The sequence below is a fragment of the Phytoactinopolyspora alkaliphila genome (assembly GCF_010550695.1).
GTDB classification, from domain to species: domain Bacteria; phylum Actinomycetota; class Actinomycetes; order Jiangellales; family Jiangellaceae; genus Phytoactinopolyspora; species Phytoactinopolyspora alkaliphila.
This window is the reverse complement of sequence record NZ_JAAGOB010000002.1, coordinates 515,506-537,326: the sequence shown is the minus strand read 5'-3', so window position 1 is coordinate 537,326 and position 21,821 is coordinate 515,506. Positions and strand designations below refer to the sequence as shown.

The 21,821-nt window shown below is 68.6% G+C and carries 19 protein-coding genes; 6 read left to right on the top strand and 13 right to left on the bottom strand.

All coding sequences use genetic code 11. The annotated features are described in order from the left end of the window. Positions 1 to 13: 13 nt before the first annotated feature. The 6 genes from G1H11_RS05505 to G1H11_RS05480 all read right to left on the bottom strand — a co-directional run bounded on the left by G1H11_RS05505 (position 14) and on the right by G1H11_RS05480 (position 7,153). Positions 14 to 1,657, bottom strand: coding sequence for an ABC transporter substrate-binding protein (locus tag G1H11_RS05505; protein WP_163816789.1), 1,644 nt, complete (start codon positions 1,655 to 1,657; stop codon positions 14 to 16). An 82-nt stretch (positions 1,658 to 1,739) separates the two neighbouring features. Continuing rightward, complete coding sequence (locus G1H11_RS05500) at positions 1,740 to 2,534, bottom strand: SDR family NAD(P)-dependent oxidoreductase (RefSeq protein ID WP_163816788.1); 795 nt, start codon at positions 2,532 to 2,534, stop codon at positions 1,740 to 1,742. A gap of 1 nt (position 2,535) precedes the next feature. Further along, positions 2,536 to 3,573, bottom strand: coding sequence for an NAD-dependent epimerase/dehydratase family protein (locus G1H11_RS05495; RefSeq protein ID WP_163816786.1), 1,038 nt, complete (start codon positions 3,571 to 3,573; stop codon positions 2,536 to 2,538). After that, a complete protein-coding gene (locus G1H11_RS26880) occupies positions 3,570 to 5,093 on the bottom strand; it encodes a M81 family metallopeptidase (protein WP_163816784.1) in 1,524 nt (507 codons plus the stop codon). Before G1H11_RS26880 ends, G1H11_RS05495 begins: the two co-directional genes overlap by 4 nt. Positions 5,094 to 5,132: 39 nt before the next feature. Continuing rightward, positions 5,133 to 6,221: a pyridoxal-phosphate dependent enzyme gene (locus tag G1H11_RS05485; protein ID WP_163816782.1), complete on the bottom strand. Its 1,089-nt coding sequence runs from the start codon at positions 6,219 to 6,221 to the stop codon at positions 5,133 to 5,135. Then, positions 6,218 to 7,153 carry a succinylglutamate desuccinylase/aspartoacylase domain-containing protein gene (locus tag G1H11_RS05480; RefSeq protein WP_163816780.1) on the bottom strand — a complete coding sequence of 312 codons (936 nt, stop codon included), beginning with the start codon at positions 7,151 to 7,153 and terminating at the stop codon, positions 6,218 to 6,220. Before G1H11_RS05480 ends, G1H11_RS05485 begins: the two co-directional genes overlap by 4 nt. A 197-nt stretch (positions 7,154 to 7,350) precedes the next feature. Here G1H11_RS05480 and G1H11_RS05475 point away from each other — a divergent pair, with 197 nt between their 5' ends. After that, entirely contained in the window at positions 7,351 to 8,613 is a 1,263-nt protein-coding gene (locus G1H11_RS05475) for an aspartate aminotransferase family protein (protein WP_163816778.1), read from the top strand. A gap of 67 nt (positions 8,614 to 8,680) precedes the next feature. Here G1H11_RS05475 and G1H11_RS05470 read toward each other — a convergent pair whose 3' ends face one another. The 7 genes from G1H11_RS05470 to G1H11_RS25555 all read right to left on the bottom strand — a co-directional run bounded on the left by G1H11_RS05470 (position 8,681) and on the right by G1H11_RS25555 (position 15,756). Continuing rightward, positions 8,681 to 9,466: an ABC transporter ATP-binding protein gene (locus G1H11_RS05470; RefSeq protein WP_163816776.1), complete on the bottom strand. Its 786-nt coding sequence runs from the start codon at positions 9,464 to 9,466 to the stop codon at positions 8,681 to 8,683. Next, positions 9,450 to 10,445: an ABC transporter ATP-binding protein gene (locus G1H11_RS05465; RefSeq protein WP_163816774.1), complete on the bottom strand. Its 996-nt coding sequence runs from the start codon at positions 10,443 to 10,445 to the stop codon at positions 9,450 to 9,452. The genes G1H11_RS05470 and G1H11_RS05465 overlap by 17 nt, the downstream gene beginning before the upstream one ends. Next, positions 10,445 to 11,275: an ABC transporter permease subunit gene (locus G1H11_RS05460; RefSeq protein ID WP_163816772.1), complete on the bottom strand. Its 831-nt coding sequence runs from the start codon at positions 11,273 to 11,275 to the stop codon at positions 10,445 to 10,447. Before G1H11_RS05460 ends, G1H11_RS05465 begins: the two co-directional genes overlap by 1 nt. Beyond that, a complete protein-coding gene (locus tag G1H11_RS05455) occupies positions 11,268 to 12,230 on the bottom strand; it encodes an ABC transporter permease (RefSeq protein WP_163816770.1) in 963 nt (320 codons plus the stop codon). The genes G1H11_RS05460 and G1H11_RS05455 overlap by 8 nt, the downstream gene beginning before the upstream one ends. A gap of 43 nt (positions 12,231 to 12,273) precedes the next feature. Then, positions 12,274 to 12,819 carry an alcohol dehydrogenase catalytic domain-containing protein gene (locus tag G1H11_RS05450; RefSeq protein ID WP_246211010.1) on the bottom strand — a complete coding sequence of 182 codons (546 nt, stop codon included), beginning with the start codon at positions 12,817 to 12,819 and terminating at the stop codon, positions 12,274 to 12,276. 1 nt (position 12,820) lies between these two features. Next, entirely contained in the window at positions 12,821 to 14,359 is a 1,539-nt protein-coding gene (locus G1H11_RS05445) for an ABC transporter substrate-binding protein (protein WP_163816766.1), read from the bottom strand. Positions 14,360 to 14,508: 149 nt separating this feature from the next. Beyond that, on the bottom strand, positions 14,509 to 15,756 hold the full coding sequence (locus G1H11_RS25555) for an RsbRD N-terminal domain-containing protein (RefSeq protein ID WP_163816763.1): 1,248 nt from the start codon (positions 15,754 to 15,756) through the stop codon (positions 14,509 to 14,511). A 177-nt stretch (positions 15,757 to 15,933) separates the two neighbouring features. Here G1H11_RS25555 and G1H11_RS05435 point away from each other — a divergent pair, with 177 nt between their 5' ends. From G1H11_RS05435 to G1H11_RS05415, 5 genes are all read left to right on the top strand, one after another. After that, positions 15,934 to 17,187, top strand: coding sequence for a cytosine permease (locus G1H11_RS05435; protein ID WP_163816761.1), 1,254 nt, complete (start codon positions 15,934 to 15,936; stop codon positions 17,185 to 17,187). Next, positions 17,184 to 18,200 carry a TIGR03619 family F420-dependent LLM class oxidoreductase gene (locus G1H11_RS05430; RefSeq protein WP_163816759.1) on the top strand — a complete coding sequence of 339 codons (1,017 nt, stop codon included), beginning with the start codon at positions 17,184 to 17,186 and terminating at the stop codon, positions 18,198 to 18,200. Before G1H11_RS05435 ends, G1H11_RS05430 begins: the two co-directional genes overlap by 4 nt. A gap of 78 nt (positions 18,201 to 18,278) precedes the next feature. Beyond that, positions 18,279 to 19,451, top strand: coding sequence for a M24 family metallopeptidase (locus tag G1H11_RS05425; protein WP_163816758.1), 1,173 nt, complete (start codon positions 18,279 to 18,281; stop codon positions 19,449 to 19,451). Next, positions 19,448 to 20,701 (top strand): threonine synthase, encoded by a 1,254-nt coding sequence (locus tag G1H11_RS05420; RefSeq protein ID WP_163816756.1) that lies wholly within the window; start codon positions 19,448 to 19,450, stop codon positions 20,699 to 20,701. The genes G1H11_RS05425 and G1H11_RS05420 overlap by 4 nt, the downstream gene beginning before the upstream one ends. A gap of 6 nt (positions 20,702 to 20,707) precedes the next feature. Further along, on the top strand, positions 20,708 to 21,667 hold the full coding sequence (locus G1H11_RS05415; RefSeq protein WP_163816754.1) for an LLM class flavin-dependent oxidoreductase: 960 nt from the start codon (positions 20,708 to 20,710) through the stop codon (positions 21,665 to 21,667). Positions 21,668 to 21,821: the final 154 nt, after the last annotated feature.

Genomic DNA, 21,821 nt, shown 5'->3' with positions numbered 1-21,821 from the left:
CGCGTGCCGCTACTCATCCGGTGACTCCGTCGAGAGCGAAGCCACTGGTCGGTAGTGCGCGGAAATTCTGCAGGGTGGAGGACCAGCCGGTCAGGTAGTCGGCGCGGTGCAACCGGCCGAGCGGAACCTCGGTCTGGATGATGTCCTGGACCTCGGCCAGGGCGGCGGCGCGCTCCCCGGTATCGGCCGAGGTGAGTGCTTCATCGAGGAGTTCCTCGACGCGATCACGCGCGGGGACGTCCCAGTACATGAACTGCCGGGGCAGGGCGCCGTAGTAGATCCACCGGAGCAGGAACTCCGCGTCGGTGGCGCCGAGGGCAGCGGTGTCGCCCTTCATCAGGAACAGGTTGTAAGAGCCCTCGGCCACCCGCGAATACAACGACTCGAGCTCGCCCGGGACGACGTTGGGCTCGAAGCCAACGTCGCGGAGGTTCTCCTCGATGATCGGCGTTTGAGAGGCCAGATACTCGAGGTTGGCGGCCAGAAAGTCCACCTTGATACCGCCGTCGCCGTAGCCGGCGTCCGCCAGCAGTTGACGAGCGTGGTCCGGGTCGTACCGGTAGATAAGGCTCGGTTTAGCGTAGTCCGGGTCGTCCGCGGAGATCTCGCCCTCCCAGGTCGCCTCGGCATGGCCGAAGAAGCTGGTCTGGGTGATGGCGTCTCGGTCGATGGCGAACATGACCGCCTGCCGGACCCGCACGTCGTTGAACGGTTCTATACCGCAGTGGAACATCAGGCCGGTCAGGTGATCGCCGCGCGCGCCCTCCGCCTGGAGGCCGTCCGTGGTGGAGAGGCCGGCGAAGGAGCTGCCGGGGACGTCTTCGATGATCCTGGTCTGCCCGCTGCGCAGCCCGGCGGTACGGGCATTGCCGTCCGCGGTGACGTCGACGTTGACCGTCTGGAAGTTGTACTTTCCCGAGCCGGTGTAGCCGTCGTACAGATTCAGGGTGACCTCCTGGCCGGAGACCACCGCGTCGACCTGGTAGGGGCCGGTACCGACGGGCTTGACGGTCAGGGCATCTGACGAGGCATCGACGGCGGCTTTCGACATGCCCCTGACGAGGATCAGCCGCTGGGCCAGGAGCGTGGTGGGCGCGTTGAGCCGGATCTCAATCTCATGCTCGCCGATAGCCTCGACCGACTCGATGATCTCGAAGTACCGAGCGAACAGAGACCCCACGTCCGGATCCTGAATCCGTTGGATGGTGTAGACGATGTCCTCAGCGGTGAGCGGATTGCCATCGTGGAAAACCGCGTCGTCGCGCAGCGGTATCCGGTACGTGGTGGGGTCGATCTCCTGCGGCAGGTCGGTGGCCAGCTCCGGAGTGAGCTCGGTGCGGGGCGGGAAGGGATCGACGCGGTAGAGCGCCTCGTAGATGAATCGGTTGAGCGCTATGGTGCCCACCGCAGAGGCGGTGGTGGGGTCGAGATCGCTGAAGATGTTCGCCATGGCGGCGCTGAGCTCGCCAGTGGAAGCGGCTGGAGACTCCGAGCCGCCCGCGTCATCCGGGGCCGGTGCCTCCGCGGTGCAGCCAGCGGCGAGACCACCGAGCGCGACAGCGCCGAGGCCGGCGGCGCGGAGGAGCTGCCGACGGCTGAGCGCATCGGACCAGGCGGCCGCGAAGCCGTCGTCGTGTCGGGACTGTGCAGGTGTCATAGCAAAGCTCCTCAGGTGAGAGTTTCCGCGTAGGTGGCGACGTCGCCACCGGGCCAAGGTGGCCGAGGATCGGCGTGGTCCGTCACCACAGCGTCCAGCCGCCGTCCACCACTAGCTCGGCGCCGGTGACGAAGGACGCCTCGTCGGAGAGCAGGAAGTTGACGACGCCCGCGATCTCCTCCGGCCGGCCGAGCCGGCCCATGGGCGTGGCCTGGCTGAGCCTCCGGGCAGTCTCCTCGTTGAGTTCGCGCCCCTCGATCGCGGTCATCCCGGGGGACACGGTGTTCACCCGGACACTACTCGGCGCGGCGGCGACGGCGAGCTCCCGCGACATCTGCCGGATGGCGCCCTTGGACGCGGCGTACGCGACCCCGCGCTCCGGGCCGTCCGGTGTGTCGGGGGAGATGCGCCCGGGGTAGAAATCGGCGTTGAGTGCCACCTTGCCGTAGACCGAGCCGATGTTGACGATGGCGCCGCCGCCGGTGTCGCCCATCCGCCTGATCGCCTCGAAGGAGAGGAACGCTGTGGACTCGACGTTGAGCGCCAGGTTCTGCCGCCACTCGGCCGGATCCTGGGCGAACAACGGCGCGATGTAGGTGTCGCCGGCGTTGTTCACCAGCGCGGTGAGCCGTTCCGGCTGCTGGTCGGCGATGCGCAGGATGGTGGCCCGGCCGTCCTCCGTGGTGACGTCGGCCGCGACGGGCACGGCTCGTCCGCCCTCGTCGGCGATGAGGCCCGCGGTTTCGTCGAGCTTCTCCTTTCGGCGCCCAGCTATGACACAGACGAAGCCGGCCCGGGACAGCCGGCGCGCCACCGCGCGGCCGATGCCGGTGCCGCCGCCCGTGACGACGGCCAGTTCAGCGGTCTGAGCAGCCATGTCACACTCTCGCCGGGATGTAGGAGCCGGGCTGGCCGGTGTTGTCCGCCACGGCGGACTCGACCATGCTGCGGAAGTCATGCCGGGGGCGGTAGCCGAGCGTCTCCCGGGCTGCGTCTACCGTCATCTCCAGTCGCCAGGTGAGCGGCATCTCGACGCTGAGCTTCGATACGCCGTCCGCCTCGGCGATGACGGACGCCCCGTCCTCGAACGACGTCGGCTCGGCCCCGGCGATGTTGAACGCCCGGCCGAGGGCGTCCGGCTCCGTGAGCGCCAGGTAGACGCCCTCGACTGCGTCCCGCACGTCGAGCAGGTGCATGCTCCACGGCCGGCCGTCCGGTCCGCTGAGACTGACCGGGGTGTGGTCCGGCGCGTCGCCCACCGCCGAGTCGAACAACTCGATCATCTGCGGGTGCTCGCGGAACAGCTGCCAGATATTGGTGTCCCGCCCGGCCTCGACGCGGCCCAGCAGGGCGCGCACGTGCCCGACACGGAACTGGCGGTACGCCTCCGCGGGATCCAGCACGGTGGCGAACCTGGTGATCACAAACGGGATGTCGAACTGCGCGGCGTGGTTGCGGAGGATGACCTCACCCAGCAGCTTGGCGGTGCCGTAGTAGTCCGCGGGTTCCTGCGGGGTGTCCTCGGACAGCGGCACGGCCGGCGGGTCACCGGGCCGGTAGGTGCCGTCGGTGCTGGCAAGCATGAATCGCTCGACCCCGCCGCCCTTCACCACGCCCTCCAGCAGCCGCAGCGTGCCGAATGCATTGATGTCGAAGAACCTGTCGACGGGTGTGTCGCCGCGCACTAGCTGGGCGGCCAGGTGCACGACGTGGGTGATGTTCGTGCACGCGGCGTCAATGGCGGTCTGGTCCGTCAGATCCGCTTCGACGATGCGCACGTCCGGCAGCGGCTCGAGCTTGATGCGCTGCGGGTCACCCGGCATGACCATGGCGGTGACCTCGGCGCCGGAGGAGATCAGGCGCTTGACCATGTTCGCGCCGACGCGTCCTGCGGCACCGGTGACGAGCACTCTCATAGTGACCCCTCGAGGGTGTGGTTCGGCTGAGTACGAGGAACGGTGAAGGTGGTGGCTTCCAGTGGGTAGAGCGGACGGCGGCGGTTCCGGTAGGTGAACTGGCGGACGTTCGCCGCGGTGATCCCGGGCGTATCCACTCGGATGATCTGCGCGACGTGCGGACCGTATCCGGCGAGCGGCGAGTGGACCCCCTTGGCGACAATGGCGGTGAAGTCGGACGGTTTCAGGCCCACCGTGCTCAGCTGGGCGGTGGTGAGCGGCAGCACGGCGTTGCTGATGAGGATCACGGTCTGGCCGCTGTCCAGCAGGGCAGCGGCGGTGGGGCCTGCCTCGAAATGGCTCCGTCCTCCGTGGACCGGTTCGGTGGCCTGGTAGGTGCCGTGATGCAGCGCCAGCACCGTGGCTCGTGCCCGCACCGCGGGCCCTGTGCTGGGGTCGGTCTTGGCGCCGATCGACAACTCGACGGTGCTCCCCACCCCCGCGGCCGTGCAGGCCGCCGCTGCAGCGGGATCGACGACGATGACCAGGAGATCCGGGAAGTCCGCGGCCCGGGCGGCGTTGAGCAGCGTCACCGAGTCACCCGGTGAGCCGCCGCCGATGTTGTCTCCGACGTCCAGCAGGAGCACGGGTGTCTTCGCCGCCTGCCGGGTCGACGCGATGGCCTCGTCCGCCGACGGCGCCCGGGTGTCGAACTGCTCCCGGCGCTCCCACACCGTGCTCGCCAGTTCCTCCGCGTACCTGGCGGCGGCCGCGGGATCGTCGTCGGTGATCACCACGGCGCTCATGCCCATCTCCGGTACGTCGGCGTACGGGTAGCCCTCGGCCACCGTCGCAGACAGCACCCCTGGCCGTGTCATCAGTGTCCGGACATCGTCCATCACGTCGCGCATCGGAGGCTCGTCGGTGTTCTGGCAGAGAATGTTGATGAGTGCGGGGATGGGCACGAAGGCCTGGGTGGGCCGGATCTCACCGCGTACGGTGCGGATGACCAGGCCGGCGACCTCCTCGGCCGCCTCCCGGGCATCGACGTGCGGATTGGTGCGGTAGGTGTTCAGGACGTCGGAGAACTCGCACATCTCAGCGCTGATGTTCGCATGCAGATCCAGGGAGACACCGATGAGCACGTCCGGGCCCACCACCTGGCGGATCCGGCGCAGCAGGTAGCCGTCCAGATCCGGGATGCCGTCGGCCACGGCCGCTCCGTGCAGGTCGGCGAGGACCCCGTCGAACGGGCCGTGCTCGGTGATCGCGGTCAGGAGCTCTTCGGTCCGGTACTCGATGGCGTCCGCCTCGATCGGCCCGGATGGAGTGAGGTCCGTGGCCACCAGCGGCACCAGCTCGACGCCATGTTTCTCGCCCGCCGCCAGGTACCCGGCGAGCGTGCTGCTGCCACCGGCGTTCCTGGCCACGATCTCCTCGCCACGCAGGACGCCGGCAGCCTCAAAGACGGCGGCGTTCACCGGGTGCGCGGAGAACGTGTTGGCCTCATGAGACAGGCCTAGAACGGCGAAACGTAGCACGTGATCCTCCCTCCTTTCCGGGCGAGCCGGCGCGGTTCTCTATCGGCTGCGTATCCAGTTCTCGATGGCCGCCGGTACGCCATCAACATCGACGGCAGGGATCCGCGCCGCCTGGGCGGTGAACCGGTTCTGGTCCTTCCAGCCCGCTCCGGTCAGCAGGAGGACGGGATGGTGACCGGCGTCGATGCGGCCGCGATCCAGATCGGTGAGCAGCGCTGCCAGGCCGACAGCCGCGGCCGGTTCCACGAAGATCCCTTCGGTCTCGGCCAGGCGCTGCTGTGCGGCCAGGATCGCGGCGTCGTCGGTATGGGTGCCCCAGCCTTGCGAGGCACGGACGGCATCGACGGCCAGCTGCCCGTCCGGCGGGTGGGGAAGCTGCAGCGCCGAGATCAGCGTCTCGCAGCGGTCCACTACCGGTCGGCTGAGCTCGCCGGAGAGATATCGAGCTATGGGGGCACAGCCGCTGGGCTGGCAGGCGACGACGGCGGCCTGCACCGAGCGGGCCGTCAGACCGCGCGCCGTCGACGCGAGTAGCCCGCCGCCACCGGTCGGCAGGTAGACGTGGGTCATGCTCGGGATCTGTTCGGCTAGCTCGTAGCCGATGGTGTCGATGCCGCGCATGCCCTCGGGGTTGAAGGCGTTGGCGGTGATCCCGAGGAAGAGCTTGTGCTGCTCGGCGGCGTCTCGCACCTGGTCCATCAGCTGCGTACCGCCTGCCCTGGATGCGCCGTCGCCCACGCCGTCTACCGCCACCAGCCCGATGCCGAAGGGCATCAGGGGGAGCCGCTTCTCCTGCGGAGCGCTGGAGACCACGCACAGGAAGCCGGGCAGATGGGCGCGTGCACCGTAGGCGGCCATGGCCAGACCGGCGTTGCCGGAGGACGTGGCGATCCAACCTCGGTAGCCACGGTCACGCGCCAGCGACACGGATATCGCCGCCACCCGGTCTTTGTACGAGCCGGTCGGGTTGGCGGTCTCCATCTTGGCGGACAGGCGCTCGAGACCGAGCTCGGCTGCCAGGTGGTGAAGCTCGACCACCGGGGTTCCGCCCTCGCCGAGCGTGACGAACCCGCCCACGTCCGGAAGATCATCGGCGAAGCGACTCAGGCCATGCGGCGCCAGGTTCATGAGGCCGCCATCGAGTCATCCAGCTGCGCCAGGACGAAGAGCACGTCCATTTCAGCCGTCCTGGCCTGGCGGCGCAGGAACATGACCATGCCGGTCCCCGGCGCATCGACCCGCTGGAGCAGGTCTCCGTCGAAACTGTAGAGGCGGCCGATCTCCGATCCCTGGTCGACGACGTCGCCAGCGCGTACCGACGAGACGAACAGGCCGGGCTGCGCGGCCGCGGCGCCATAGTCGAGATCGCCGTCCCCGTGCACCCACCGCGGCTCTGCCGCCGGCCGCCGGTACTCCGGCGGCACCATGCCCAGCTCGGCCATGACGTTCATGACCCCAGTGACGTAGGCATCCAGATCACCCGCGCGGATGCTGCCGCCGCCGGAGCATTCGGCGTAGATGGCGGGGATGCCCTGGTCGGCCGCAACCGAGAGTGACCGGCCGAGGGCGGGCCGCGGATGCCGCCAGATCACCGGGGCGCCGAACGCCATCGCCAGCCGACGTGACTCGTCGTGCGCCTCGGTCTGTTCCGAGTAGCCGCTCATCAGCGGCATCCGATACCGCACACCGGCCGAATGCAGGTCGATCAGGGCGGTGCTTCCGGTGATGACGTGCTCGGTGATGGCAGCGGCCGCCGCCGAAGTGGGGCCGTCGTCGGCCGAGCCGGGAAAGGATCGGGCCAGGTTGCCGTTGTCGAGCGGGCTGGTGCGGCTCTGCGCCGCCCAGGCCGCGGCGTTGGCCGGTGCCACCGCCCGGATGGTGCCGGTGAGAGGGATGGACCGGACCTCGCGCAGGAGCCGGAGGACGGCCAGAACGCCCTCGTCCTCGTCCCCATGAACCCCACCGAGCACCGCCAGTGTGGGCCCGGGGTGCCGCCCGGTGACGGTGGCCAGCGCCACCGCGCCGGGGAGCGGGCGGTGCTGCGTCTCAGTGCTGTCCACTGCCGCTCCCTTCGGGCCAGCGGGCCACCGCCGACTGGTGGTCCAGCAGGTGGGATTCGTTTTTCATAGTACAGGACCTCCGCGTTAACAGAGCTTTCCCTGGCCGTGACTGTAACGTAGTGTGGCGATTCATCCAGTGAAAGAATTACCCATCTGGTGAGACTTTGGCGGTCATTCAACCACAGAAAGCAGGCACCATGTCGCACAGGAGCAGGACACGGTCGGGTGAGATCCACCAGCGCGCACAGCAGCTCACCCCCGGCGGCGTTCATTCCAACGTCCGGCTGGCCGGTCCGCGGATCTGCTTCGAGCGCGGCGAGGGTGCGCGGCTGTATGACGTGGACGGCAACGAGTATGTCGACTACCTGCTCGGCCAGGGACCGAACCTGCTGGGCCACGCGTCGGCGGTGGTGAACGACGCGGTGGCGCGGGAGGCCCGCCGGGGTTCCGTGTTCGGCGCGCAGCACGTCCTGGAGAACGCGGCCGGCGAGGTGTTCCTCGACACCATTGGCTGGGCTGACCGCGTGCGGTTTGGGCTTACCGGCACGGAGTCGGACCAAGCGGCGCTGCGGCTTGCGCGGGCGGCCACCGGGCGGACCAGGTTTGTCAGGTTCGAGGGCACGTACCACGGATGGCTGGACAACGTCCTGGCGACCACCGTCGACGGCGTGACGGCTCCGGGCAGTGTCGGACAGCTGGCGCACCATCTCGACGACACGTACTTCATCCCCTACAACAACCCCGAGGTGCTGAGGGAGACACTGAGCGCGCACGATGACATCGCGGCCATCATCGTCGAGCCGGTGATGTGCAACAGCGCCGCGATCCAGCCGAAGGACGGCTTCCTGGCCGAGATTCGCCGTCTGTGCGATCAGCACGGCATCGTGCTGATCTTCGACGAGGTCATCACCGGCTTCCGGGTTGCCCTCGGCGGTGCCGTGGAACGCTACGGCGTCACCCCGGACCTCGCCGTCTACGGCAAGGCGATGGCTGGCGGCTGGCCGGTCTCGGCACTGGCCGGGACAGCTGAGCTGATGGACCAGCTGACCGAGGGCGTGGTGCACGCCGGGACGTTCAACTCCTCGATCCCCGCCTGCGCGGCGGTCATCGCCACCTTGGGGTTGCTGAGGGACGATCCGCCGTACGGCCGGATCGAGGCGCACGGATCCAAGCTCATCGAGGGGATCCGCGAGCTCGGGGCGGCGCATCAGGTGCCGCTGCGGTCGCAGGGCCTGCCGATGGCGTTCCATGTCTCCTTCGGCGAGCCGGAGCTGGTCCATGACCACGCCGGAACGGCGGGATTCGACCAGAGCCGGTACGCGGACCTCACGCGCACGCTGTTCGAGCACGGAGTCTGGGTGGCTCCCCGCGGGATCTGGTACGTCTCCGCCGCCCACGGCGAAGACGAGTTGACCACCGTGCTGGAGCGACTCGACGCCGCGCTCACCGCCGAGGCCTGATAGGCACCAGGCCTGAGCCGCCCGGTCCGTTCGCTGCGCGGTCGGACCGGGCAGGTGCGGACCCCTGTCACCCCGCGCTGGTGACGTTGCCCGGCCTGAGGCTGACTGCACTCGCGGCCTTGGTCAGGGCGTTTGTATAGGCGGAGCTGGGGCTGTGCAGCACGTCGACGGTGGGCCCGGACTCGACGATCTCGCCGTTGCGCATGACCAGGATGTGCTCGCACATCCGGCTGACCACGGCAAGGTCATGAGAGACGATGACCAGTGTCAGCCCCAGCCTCGCCCGCAGATCCATCAGAAGGTTGAGCACCTGCGCCTGCACGGAGACGTCGAGAGCGCTCGTGGGTTCGTCGGCGTAGAGGACGGTGGGACTGACCGAGAGCGCCCGGGCGATGGCCACCCGCTGCAGCTGGCCGCCGGAGAATTGGTGCGGATACCGGTTCAGCGCCTCCGGGCCGAGGCCGACCATGGAGAGCCAGCTCTCCAGCTCGTCGTCGCCGATCTTGCGGCGCTCGAGCGCCCGGACCGGCTCGGCCACCGACCGCCTGATCCGCATCCGGGGATCGAGAGAGGCGGCGGGGCTCTGGAAGACCATCTGGTTGTGCAGCCGGAACTGGCGGGGGTCTTTCGACAGCCAGTCGGTGACCGCGCGGCCGTCGTACGTGACCGATCCGGACCCCACCGGGAGCAGTCCGCAGAGCAACCGGACAAGCGTGGACTTGCCTGACCCGGACTCGCCCACCACCCCCACGGCGGAGCCGCGCTCGATCGACAGGTTCAGCGACCGCAGCACCCAGTTCTGTTTGTGGCCGTACCGGAACGACAGATCCCGGACGTCAACGAGCGGCGCCATCGAGCTCACCTCCGACGGGTGTGTGCGTGGGGTTCCAGCAGGTGAAGCGGTGCCCGCCGGACATTCTGGTGACCGGCGGGTTCTCGGCGCAGGTGTCGAGACTGTGAGCGCAGCGGTCCCGGAACCGGCAGCCGCTGGGGAAGGCATCCAGGGCGGGAACCGAGCCGGGGATGGTGGTCAAGGGGGTGCCCAGCGCGGCCTCGATTGCGTCCGGATCGGCCTGCCCGGGGTTGGCGCCGATCAGCGCCTCGGTGTAGCGGTGCCGAGGCTGATCGATGATCTCGGAGCTCGGCCCCGTCTCCACCACGCGTCCTCCGTACAGGACGGCGACGTCGTGAGTGATCTTGCGGACCACACCCAGGCTGTGGCTGACGAAGAGCATCGCCATCTCGTACTCCTCGCTCAGCTGGGCAAGGAGATCGAGGATTCCCTTCTGGACGGTCACGTCCAGCGCGGTGGTCGGCTCGTCGGCGATGAGCAGCTTCGGTCGGGCGGCGATGGCCATGGCGATCACCACCCGCTGGCGTTGACCGCCGGACAGCTGGTGGGGGTACCGGCGTGCCAGCTGCTCCGGTTCGGGCAGCTGGACCTGCGTCATCAGGTCGATCACGCGCGCGTTGACCGCGGAGCGGCGCAGGTCACTGTGGAGCCGTACGGACTCGCCGATCTGCTTGCCGATCCGCATGGTGGGGTTCAGCGCCCGCAGGGGGTCCTGGAAGATCACCCCGATGTCGGTGCCGCGGATAGCGGCCAGTTGTGAATCGGTGAGGCCGACCAGCTCGCGTCCGTCGAATGTGATCGAGCCGGTGATCTGGGCCTCGCGCGGCTGCAGGCCAACGATGCTCATCGCCGTCATCGTCTTGCCGGAGCCGGACTCGCCCACCAGGCCGAGCCTGCGGCCGCGGGTGAGGTGCAGCTCGTCGATCGAGACGATCTGGTATGGGCCGATGCGGACGGTCAGGTCGCGGATAGACAGCATCACACCACCGCCTTGGTTGTCTGGCGGGGATCCAGCGCGGCCCGGAGCCCGTCCCCGAGGAGGTTGAATCCGAGTACGGCCAGGACCATTACCACTCCCGGGATGAGTACTAGCGTGGGCGCCTCGCCCACCACGGCTTGGGACTCGTTGAACAGCATCCCCCACGACGTTGTGGGGCGCTGAGCGCCGACGCCGAGATAGGACAGCGCCGCCTCGATCAGGATGGCCGACGCGAACAGCAGCGACGTCTGCACGATCACCACCGGGCCGATATTGGGCAGCACATGGCGGATCAGGATGTACCATTTGCCGCGCCCGCTGGCGCGGGCCGCCTCGACGAACTCGCGCGCCATGATCTGGCGTGCCGGGCCGATGACCACCCGCGCCATGACCGGGATGAACCAGGCCGTGATTGCGACCATGGTGGTGGTGTTGCTGGCGCCCATGGCGGTGGCGAGGACCAGGGCGACGAGAATGCCGGGCAGGGCCAGGGCCACGTCGGTGGCTCGGCTGAGCACCTCACGCGAGGCCCGCTTGGAGCCGGCGGTCACCAGCCCCAGGAAGACACCGGGCACCAGGGCCGCGGCGGTGGAAACCACGGCTACCACCAGCGAGTTCCGGGCGCCGACCATGATCTGGGTGGTGACGTCGCGGCCCAGCCGGTCGGTGCCGAGCAGGTGCCCTTCGGTACCCGGTGGAGCGAGACGGGCGGCGACGTTGAGCGCCTCGGCGTCATGAGGCGTCCACACCAGGGACATCAGCCCGATCCCGACGAAAAGGCCGATCAGCACGGTGCCGACGACGAGCTGGGTTGGCCAGCGGCTACTCACGGGTGGCTCCCTCCGCGTCGCGGATCCTCGGATCGAGCAGGCCGTACGCGACGTCCATCAAGAAGTTCAGGACCAGGATGACCAGGATGATGACGAACGCCAGTGACTGCACCACCAGCGCTTCCCGGCCAGTCACGGCCGCCATCAGCATGCGGCCGAGCCCAGGCAGGGTGAAGACGGTCTCGATCACCACGGTTCCGGCCAGGAGACCGCCCAGTTGCAGGGTGCCGACGGTCACCAGAGGAATCGCGGCGTTGCGCACGCCGTGCCGGACGGCGGCGCGGCGCCAGGTCCGGCCCTTGGCCATGGCGGTGCGGATGTAGTCCTCGTTCAGCACGTCCAGCATGCTCGACCGCGCAAACCGGGTGAAGACACCGGCCAGCGCGATCGACAGGGCTGTGAGCGGCAAGAACAGGCTGCGAACGGCCCCGGTGAAGCTCTCCGTCCATGGCACGTATCCACCGGAGGGCAGCCAGCCCATCTGCACCGACACGAAGCTGATCAGCAGCAGCCCCACCCAGAACGGGGGGATGGCGATGCCTAGCTGGGCGATCACGTCCACCAGCCCTCCCCGCGCGTTACGGGAGTTGAGGGCGGAGTACGTGCCGGCGATGATGCCGAGCACCATCGAGACGGCCAGCGAGATGAGCGCGAGGCTGAGCGTCAGGCCCAGCCTGGACATGATCTCGTCGAAAATGTCGTACTGAGCGGCGTAGGACTGGCCCAGGTCACCGCGGAACAGCCCGCCGATCCAGCTGAGATACTGCTCGAGCCAAGATCGGTCAAGCCCCAGCTCGGCGCGGAGCGCCTCACGCGCCTCCGGGGTGCCTCCCTGGCCCATGATGACCGTCGCCACGTCGCCGCCGAGCAGTCTCAGCAGCAAGAACACGACGATGGAGCCAGCCATCGCGGAGGCCAGCAGTACGGCGCCTCGATGCGCGATCAGACGGATCATTCGAAGACCTCTCGTGCGGGTGGGGCGGCATGTCCGTTCGGGCTCATGCGCCGTCCTCGGAAAAGAGGATCACACCGCGAAGCTCCTTGCCGGCGAGTGCCTCACTCGACTCGTTGATCTGGTCGAGTGGGACGCGCGACGTGATCCGCACAGCCATGTTCTCGGCGACCACCACGTAGGGGCTATAAGTGGACGAGCCGAAATGCATGACCGGCTCGTCCCCTCCGCTGTACCGGCTGGTCCCGTCGTTCATATAGAAAGGAGAGGCGTCCTCGCGCAGCGCGGGGCGGTGCTTGGCGCACATCAAGCACTTCTTGCAGGACGGCGCCCAGGACAGGGTGACATGGTCTCCAGGGAGCAGGGCGCAGCCCGGTCCCACCGCGTCGACCACGTCCGCACCTTCGTCGCCGAGGATCATCGGCAACGGCATGTCCGGGTACAGCCCCTGCTCGACGGCGAGGCAGTTATGGCAGACGCCGGCCGCGACCATGCGGACTCTGACCTCGCCTGCGCGCGGCTCACCCACGGTGATGCTCTCCAACGCCGGCGGTTCGGTGAAGCTGCGCAGGACTGGTGCCAGGACCTCCATGTCAGTCAAGCCACCTGAGGTTTCGCAGATCTAGTTCGACGTAGGACCGGTACGGCTTGAACCCATCGATGTCCTCGCGGGCCATCGACAGGATCAGCGTGTTGATGAGGGGAATGACGTGGGCCCGGTCGGCGTGCATCTCCACGGCTTGGCGCCGCAGGTCAGCCCACTCGTCCAGGTCCACCGAGTGGTCGGCCTCGGCGAGCAGGTCATCGAACTCGGGCATGCAGTCATGGCTCCAGAAGCCCGGGCAGACGTAGTCGTCCACCTGCTGGGAGCCGGAGATGACGGTGAATTGGTAGTCGGCGTTCGGTATGTGTTCCAGCCAGGTCGGCAGGTCCACGGGGTCGTTGTCCACTGTAATCCCAGCCTCCGCGAGTTGCGAGGTGATGATCTCGGTGACGAGCGGGAAGTGGATGACCGTGGCGGTCTTCATGGTCAGTGTGAGGTCCTCGGCGCCGGCCTCGGCGAGCAGCTGCCGCGCCCGGTCAGGGTCGTGCGGGTACGGACAGTGGTCAGTCTCCCACGTCACACCCGGCGGGTTGACATATGTGCAGGTCGGGTCGCCATACCCGGCGAGCGCACCGGCGATGATCTCGTCCCGGTCGATTGAGTGGGCGATCGCCTGCCTGACCCGCTCGTCGTCGAAGAGATCGTCATCGGCGTTGAGGAACGCCCACATCATCTCCTGCCCAGCCTCGGACACCATGGTGTAGCCGGGGGTGCCATCCAGCTGTTGCCGCACCTCGCCAGAGACCTGGTCCACGATGTCGATGTTCCCGGCTTGTACCGCGTTGGCCTGTGCATTGGCCTCTTCGATGAATCGGAAGTCCACGTTCGCGAAATGGGGCTGATCACCCCAGTAGTCCTCGAAGCGGGCCAGTTTGAGTTCTATGCCGTGCCGCCACTCCTGGAACACGAACGGACCCGTGCCCACAGGTGCGTTCCTGAGCTGGTCCTCGCTGCCCTCAGGAACAATGAAGGCGCTGTCTCGGGAAAGCGCCTCGAGGAAGCGCTGGCTGGGTGCGGAGAGCGTGACTTTGACGGTGCGCTCGTCCACCATCTCGATGGTTTCCACCGGCTTCAGCGGTCCCGCTATCGCGTCCACCGAGGATTGCCGCGAGAGTTCGAGCGAGTAGGTGACGTCGGCCGCGGTCAGCTCGCTTGCGTCGTGGAAGACTGCCTCACGGATAGTAAAGACGTACTCCAGCCCGTCGGCGCTCACGTCGAAGGCCTCGGCCAACAGGGGCTCCAGAGAGCCGTCCTCCATCCTTTCCAGCAGCGGCTCCACCACGTTGTGCATGAGCATGACCTGAACCTTGAGGCCGGTGCCGCCCTGTATCCAGCTGTAGTGGGGAGGTTCCGCGCTCACGGCTATCGAGAGGGTGTCACCCTGCCCGGTGTCCGGAGCTGCCGCGCCGTCGGCTTTGGAGTCTTCGCCGCCGCATGCCGCGAGCAGTGTGAGGGCGGCGAAGACGCCGAAGGACCAAGCAACTTGTGCGGGACGAGCGGTACGGCGGTAGGGAGTCTTGAACCGCAAGGAAGCCTCCGTGATCGGTCTGAGAGCCTGACCGCGCGGCTCAGCTGACAGCCGCCGGGCCGATGTGCCTGGGATTTGTCAAGTGAGACAAAGCTGCCGTTAGGTGAGACGGGGCGCTTCGGGCAACATAATCTCGAAGTTCGGCCTTGTCAACGTGGCACCGCGCGGACGTCGCGCTGGTCGGCGCGCAGGCCCATCAAGAACGAGACCAACTCGGGAAGCGAACGCGGATCGTGCCCGGTCAGCTGCCGCACTCGCCCCAGCCGGTAGATGACGGTGTTCGGATGCACGTAAAGGCTGGCGGCCGCGCCGCGGATGGACAGGTCCGCCTCGGCCAGCGCCAGCACCGTCTCCACCAGGTGCGGGAACTCGCGGATGGGGTCGACGTAGCGCTGGACCAGCACAGTCCCAGCGTCCGCGTCCGCCGTGGCCATCACGTCGAGCAGCACGTCTCCGTACGGGGTGACGCTCCCGCCCGGTCGCGCCCGCACCGCCACATCCATCGCCATCAGTGCCTGCCGGCATGACGCCTCCGCCTCCGGCAGACCGGACACCTGTTCACCGACGGTCACCCAGATCGACGCTGCCGCAGCATGCCCAGCCACGGCCCGCTCGAGCGCGCCAAAGTCTGCGGCCCGAATAGAGCCTGGCACCAGCAGCACGTCGGATCCTCGCGCGGATCCGGCCAGAATGCGGCCAGCTCGCCCACGACCCAGCGCGGCCAGCACGTCACGCAGCAGCCGAAGACTCACGGCAAGGTCAGGGTCAGCGCGCACGGAGATCGCCACCGCCTGCCAGGTGTCGTCCGGGTTGCCTCCGAGCATCTGCGCCAGCCGCCGCACCTGCTGCCCGTCGAGTTCGCCGCCGGCCAGGCCGGCCACCAGGTCACCGGCCACCCGGTCATAATGGGCGGTGACCTCGCGCTGGGTCTCCCGGTAGCTCTCGATCGACGCCGTGGCCAGCCGGTCGAAGCCGTCGGCCAGGATGCGCAGGCCGCCCCGAAGCTCGTCGCTGGTCATCTCACCCACGCCGGATACGAACGCGTCGGCCAGCACCCGCTCGGCGGACCGATAGGACAGGACGACGGCATCCAGCGGCACGCCCTGCAGCGCGCGGCTGACCCCGATGGCACGAGCCCGCTCCACCAGCTCGTCGCCGGTCCCGCTCTCGGCCGACCCAGCCGACCCGCCCGTCCCAGACACCGAGTCACCACCGTCCACCTCCACCAGCAGCGAAAGAACCGAGCGCAGGTTCGGCGCCACCGCCTCGGCCAGGTCCGAGCGTCGCATCCGCGGCATCTGGTAGCCGGGCACCCGTTCCCACACGAGGTCGACGACACGGTCGGCCAGAACGTCCACCTGGTCGATGAGCTTGCGGGCTACTTGTGTGCGGCTCACAAACCACATCATCTCAACTTCAGTTCCCGCGACGGTAGCTGCACTCACCGAAGCTGCGGGACCATCGTCTGAACCCGTACAGCGCCATGCACCTCTCGACCATTCGCAGAAGGATGTCTCATGGACAACCGAAACGAGCTTGTAACGCAGGCACAAAGAGGTGCGCACGATCACGTCATGCACGACCACGCGCTCAGCGCGGTCCCGCTCGCCCAGCGCCGCTCCACCTTCCAGCTCATGGCCGTCGCCTTCGGCTGGGTGATCAGCATCTCCGGCTTCCTGGTGGGCGGCACCCTCGGTGGAGGCCTGGAGTTCGGACAGGGGCTCTCCGCGATCCTGCTCGGCAACGTGATCCTCGCCGTGATCGCCACCCTCATCGGGCTGATCGGCTACCGGACGGGCATGACCACGTACCTGATCAGCCGTACCGTGTTCGGGCGACAGGGCTCGATCCTGGTCTCCCTGGTGCTCGGCGTCCTGGCCATGGGCTTCATCGGCGTCCTTCTTGACTCGTTCGGCACCGCATTCGTCGCGCTGGTGGACGGCGTGCCGAAGCCGGCCGTCATCTTCGTCTTCGCCATCGCGGTGCTGCTCACGGCGCTCTTCGGCTTCTCCGGCCTGGCCTGGATCAGCCGGATCGCCGCTCCCGCACTCATTCTGTTCGCCCTGATCGGGCTGATCAGGCTCGGCACGGGCGACGACGGGTTCTCCGCCGCGATCGATTCCCAGCCCGCGGCGCCCATCTCGTTCGACGTCGGCCTCACCGCCGTCATCGCCACCTGGATCACCGGGGCCGCCCTCACCAGCGACATCGCCCGCTACGCACACCGTGGCCGCGACGTGGTGATCGCCACCTTCTGTGGCTACGTCCTGGGTGCCGGGTTCTTCGAATTCGTCGCGATGATCAGCTCCAACGCGGCCGGCACGCCGAACTTCGTCGTCGCGATGAGCAACCTCGGACTGCTCCTCCCGGCCGTGATCGTCCTGGTCCTCGCGCTGTGGACGACGACGGACAACAACATCTACTCGTCCTCGCTCGCCTTCACCAACGCCAGCAAGCTGGTGGGTGTCAAGGTGCCCAAGCCGGCCTGGGTAGTGGTGGCGACGCTGATCGCCGTGGGAGTTGCCTTCCTCGGCTTCGCGGCCGACTTCCTCTCGTTCCTGCAGATCATCGCCGTGGTCACACCGCCGCTGGCCGGCGTCGTCATCACCCACTTCTGGGTGCTCGGCCACATCCGCAACGCCACCAGCGCATCCGAAGCGCAGGCGCCCACCCTGCGTATCGAAGCCCTGATCGCCTGGGTGGCGACGTCGCTGTTCGCCCACTTCGCCGACCTGCCGGTGGCCCCGCTGACAGCGCTCGTGATCGCCGGCGCCCTGTACGGGCTGCTCGTCATGGTCACCCGACGACGCACGAAGGAGACAGTGTGACGACCCCACGTTTCGGGATCGGCGTTCCCACCGCCACCGAGGGCATGATGTACCCGGTGCCGTTCGCCAGCGCGCAGCAGGCCGTGGAGCTGGCGGTGGTGGCCGAGGAACTGGGCTACGACTCGGTGTGGGGCAACGACCACCTCTCCACCCAGGCCTACGTGCGCGAGGAGTTCGACCAGCCGCCGTCGTTCTTCGACCCGCTCGGCTACCTCGCTTACGTGGCCGCGCGCACCGAGCGGATCCGGCTGGCCACCTGCGTGCTGGTGCTGCCGTTCCGGCACCCGGTGGTGGCCGCCAAACAGCTGGCCACGCTGGACCAGCTCTCCGGCGGACGCGTGGTGACCGGGGTGGGCATCGGCGCCTACCGGGAGGAGCTGGAGGCGCTGCACCCGGGCATCAAGCTGCACCGAGGCAACTACGCCGAGGAGGCCATCCGTTCGCTCCGCTTGCTGTTCACCGAGCGCCGGGCCGGGTTCGACGGCGAGCTGATCCGCTTCTCCGACGTCGAGAGCTACCCGAAGCCGCTGCAGCCGAACCTGCCGATCCTGTCCGGCGGCAACAGCGCCGGTTCCAAGGACCGGGCCGGCCGGCTCGCCGACGGCTGGCTGCCCGCGTGCCTCACACCGGAGGAGGTGGTCGCCGGACGTAAGCAGATCGACGACGCCGCCCAGAGCATCGGGCGGGAGCTGACCGGCACGTTCGAGGTGGCGCTGCAGGTAGGCGTGTCCGTCGCGCCGACACGCGAGGAAGCCGAGGAGCGGTTCCGCGCCTCCCAGGTCTACGCCCACCTGAAATCCCTGTCCGGCTCAACCCTGAAGGACCAGCACGACGGCGACCTCATCGGCCGCAACCTGGTGGGCACGCCCGACGACGTGGCCGATCAGATCCGCGCCTACGTGGACGCCGGGGTGAGCACCTTCGCCGGTCTGCTGTTCGCCTGCTCCACGGTCGAGGAGAAGATCCGCGCGATGGAGCTGTTCAGCGCCGAGGTGATGCCCAGATTCGGCTAAACCACAAGGCCACAGCGCCGGCCGAGCATCAGAAGTCGGCCCGACGCACCGCACCACCACAGATCGATCGGAGAATCCGTGACCGCCCTGACCGAGGCCCGCAAGACACGTCTCACCACTGCCCTCGGCGACGCGCCGTTCGACGCGTTCCTGGCGGCGTCGCCCGCCAACGTCGACCAGGCCACCGGCTACCGCAGCGTGTCCGGCCAGCTGTTCCGGCAGCACCAGATGGCGGCCTTGGTCACGGACTCGGGAACGACGCTCGTCTGTCCGGTCGCCGATTCCGGACCGGCCATCGACGCCGGCTTACACGGCGATGACCTGGTGTGCTTCGGTCGGTTCTACTTCGAGTCCGTCGATCCGGCCGCGGCGCCGACCAAGCTGGTGGATCAGCACGACGACGTGGTCCAGGCCATCCGCACCGCCGTGCAGCGGCGATTGCGACCCGGCCAGCGGATAGGCGTCGACGTCGACGGACTGCACGGCCTGTGGCCCGCGGTCCAGGCCGCACTCCCGGACGGCATCGAAACCGTCGACGCCTCCAGCTGGGCCACGACCGTCCGTGCGGTCAAGACTTCGGGCGAGATCGAGCTCCTGGCCAAGGCGGCGGCTCTGGCCGAGGACGGCATCGAGCGTGCACTTGCGCAGGCCAAGCCCGGCGTGACGGAACAGGAACTGGCCACAGAGGTTTCGCACGCGATGGTGGCCGGGGGTGGCTCGCCCAGGTTCGTCGTCGTCACCAGCGGTGAACGCAGCGCACTGGCCGACGCCGCCCCGTCGGCCCGCCAGCTGCGCCATGGAGACCTCCTGCGCTTCGACGTCGGCTGCGTCGTGGACGGGTACTGGTCCGATGTCGGCCGCACCGCCGTCATCGGCGAGCCGTCGGCGGAGCAGACCCGCCGCTACGACGCCATCCTGGCCGGCGAGCAAGCCCAGCTGGACTGGGTGCGTCCGGGGGTCAGCGCCCGGGAGATGTTCGACGTCGCCGTCAGGACGGTCGAGGTAGCCGGTCTCGCCCCGTACCGCCGCCAGCACTGCGGACACGGCATCGGCAGCGACGTGTACGAGCCGCCGATCATCAGCCCGTCTTTCGACACACCGCTGGAATCGGGCATGACGTTCTGCTTCGAGACCCCGTACTACCAGCTCGGCTGGGGCGGCATGATGGTGGAGGACACAGTGGTGATCACCGACAGCGGGTACGAGCTGCTCACCCACTCCGACCGCTCGCTGCGGGTGGTGCCGGCATGAGCGACTTCACCGGCACGTTCGCGTGCGTGCGCTGTGGCGCCCAGGCCGAGACGACGACGCCGTGGACCGGCTGCAGCGAATGCGCGGCGCAGGGCGTCCACGCGAACATCCTGCCTGTCTACACGGCGCCGACTCCCGAGTCACTCGCTCCGGACACCAAACAGCCCGGCATCTTCCGGTACCGACGACGCCTGCCCGTTCCCGACGACGCCGTCCCGGTCAGCCTCCACGAGGGCGGCACACCCCTCATCGATGCTGGACGGCTGACTGGCCAGGTAGGGGTGGGGCAGTTGTGGTTCAAGGACCAGACGCGCAACCCCACCTGGTCCTACAAGGACCGGCTGGCGGCCGTCGCCATCACGGTGGCGCGTGCGCAGGGCGCCGAGACCGTCGCGCTGGCCACCACGGGCAACCACGGCGCCGCGGCCGCCGCTTACGCGGCGAAGGCCGGGCTGCGCTGCGTGGTGTTCACGCTCGAATCGGTGCCACAGACCATGAAGGTGCTGATGCAGTCCTACGGAGCCGAGGTCTTCGCGCTGCGCACTGGCCCCGAGCGGTGGGCGCTGCTTAGGCAGGCGGTCGACCGGTGGGGCTGGGTGCCGATCTCCGGCTTCATGGACCCGCCGCTGGGTTCCAACCCGTACGGCGTCGACGGCTACAAGACCCTCGCCTACGAGATCGCGGCAGACCTGGGCGCGGCGCCGGACGCCGTCGTGGTGCCCGCCGCCTACGCCGACGGCCTGGCCGGAATCCAGCGCGGCTTCGCCGACCTCGCGGTCGCGGGTGTCATCGATCGCGAGCCACGGCTGGTAGCGGTAGACCCGTTCGGCGCCTACGAGGCCGCGCTGGCCGCTGATCCCGTGGCACCGGCGCGGGTCGGGACCGCCGCGACGTCGTCGTTCTCCATCGCCACCCCGATCGCCACGTACCAAGGTCTGGCGGCGCTACAGGCTACAGATGGGATCGGAGTCGGCATTCCCGACGACGACGAGGTGCTGACCGCGCAGGGCCGGATCGCGTCGTCGTGTGGGATGTTCCTGGAGGCGTCGTCAGCGATCTGCCTGCCCGCGGTGGAGCGGCTGGTGAAGGATGGCACGCTGGGTCAGGACAGCCGCGTGGTGTGTGTGGCGACGTCCACCGGGTTGAAGGACGTGGGCGCAGCGGCCCGCAGGCTGCCGGACGTGCCGGTGATCGACCCGGAACTCGGCTCACTGGAACACGCGCTGGATCATCGAGCGGAAGGACGATAGGTCGCGATGCGCCTGGCGCTGGCCGTCTCGGGAAAGCGGACGGCACGTGACGCCGTCCACGTCGCCCAGCTCGCGGAGGAGCACGGCCTGGACGAAGTGTGGCTGACCGAGGACTATGTGGAGCGCGGCGCGTTCGCCGTGGCCGGCGCGGTCCTCGCGGCGACCCGGACTGTCACCGTCGGCATCGGCGTGGTGAACCCGTGGACCCGGCATCCTGTGCTCACCGCCATGGAGGCCGGGGCGCTGCAGGAGCTGGCACCGGGACGCGTCGTTCTCGGCCTCGGGGCATCGAACGCCCGGTGGATGGAGCACCAGCTCGGCATCCCTTTCGTGCGGCCGCTGACCAGACTGCGCGATTCGGTGCGGATGGTGCGCAGCGCACTGGACGAAGGCGTCGTCGACCATGACGGTGAGTACGGACGGGTCCGGGCCGATATGTCGTTCCGCCCACCCGGATCGGTGCCCGTCGTACTCGGGGTGAAGGGGCCTCGGGCGCTGGAATTAGCCGGGGAGGTGGCCGACGGAGTGCTGCTCTCGGTCCTGTCGTCTCCTGCCTACGTGAGCTGGGCTCTCGACCGCATCGGCACGACCCTGCCGCGCGGCGTCGCCAGCTACGTCGCCGTCAGCTACGACCCAGACCGGGCTGTGGCGCGGGACCGGATCCGCCCGTTCGCCGCCACCTTCCTCGGCATCCACGGCGATCACTCCATCACCCGGGTGGCAGGGCTGGACCCTTTGCAGGCGGCTGCTCTCCGGGACGGCTGGCACGCGGGCGCCCCGCGCGTCGACCTGGTGAACGACGACGTTCTCGACACGTTCACCGTCGCCGGCGATCGGGACGACCTCGCGACCGGCCTGCACCGGCTGGTGAACGCGGGTCTCGACGTCGCGGTGGTCCACGACCAGATGGAGCCGGACCTCCCGGCGCTACTCGACGCCGTCCGCGCGGCCGTCCGGCTCCGCTGAGGCGCGCACCCACGAGCGGCCCTTGATCGTTGTCGTTCTCCTACCCCTATAGGGGTAGTAAGGCGGCAATGATCCGCTGTAGGCGCGCCGAACCGGGTTCTGGCAGTCGACACAACCGGCAGGAGGGGCCCTCGCGTGGCGCGTTACGTGTAGT

What these genes read in the sequence shown, in the direction of transcription:
- G1H11_RS05505 (WP_163816789.1), bottom strand. Translation starts at nt 1,657, where the DNA reads ATGACACCTGCACAGTCCCGACACGACGACGGCTTCGCGGCCGCCTGG.
- G1H11_RS05500 (WP_163816788.1), bottom strand. Translation starts at nt 2,534, where the DNA reads ATGGCTGCTCAGACCGCTGAACTGGCCGTCGTCACGGGCGGCGGCACC.
- G1H11_RS05495 (WP_163816786.1), bottom strand. Translation starts at nt 3,573, where the DNA reads ATGAGAGTGCTCGTCACCGGTGCCGCAGGACGCGTCGGCGCGAACATG.
- G1H11_RS05485 (WP_163816782.1), bottom strand. Translation starts at nt 6,221, where the DNA reads ATGAACCTGGCGCCGCATGGCCTGAGTCGCTTCGCCGATGATCTTCCG.
- G1H11_RS05475 (WP_163816778.1), top strand. Translation starts at nt 7,351, where the DNA reads ATGTCGCACAGGAGCAGGACACGGTCGGGTGAGATCCACCAGCGCGCA.
- G1H11_RS05470 (WP_163816776.1), bottom strand. Translation starts at nt 9,466, where the DNA reads ATGGCGCCGCTCGTTGACGTCCGGGATCTGTCGTTCCGGTACGGCCAC.
- G1H11_RS05465 (WP_163816774.1), bottom strand. Translation starts at nt 10,445, where the DNA reads ATGCTGTCTATCCGCGACCTGACCGTCCGCATCGGCCCATACCAGATC.
- G1H11_RS05455 (WP_163816770.1), bottom strand. Translation starts at nt 12,230, where the DNA reads ATGATCCGTCTGATCGCGCATCGAGGCGCCGTACTGCTGGCCTCCGCG.
- G1H11_RS05450 (WP_246211010.1), bottom strand. Translation starts at nt 12,819, where the DNA reads ATGGAGGTCCTGGCACCAGTCCTGCGCAGCTTCACCGAACCGCCGGCG.
- G1H11_RS05435 (WP_163816761.1), top strand. Translation starts at nt 15,934, where the DNA reads ATGCACGACCACGCGCTCAGCGCGGTCCCGCTCGCCCAGCGCCGCTCC.
- G1H11_RS05420 (WP_163816756.1), top strand. Translation starts at nt 19,448, where the DNA reads ATGAGCGACTTCACCGGCACGTTCGCGTGCGTGCGCTGTGGCGCCCAG.
- G1H11_RS05415 (WP_163816754.1), top strand. Translation starts at nt 20,708, where the DNA reads ATGCGCCTGGCGCTGGCCGTCTCGGGAAAGCGGACGGCACGTGACGCC.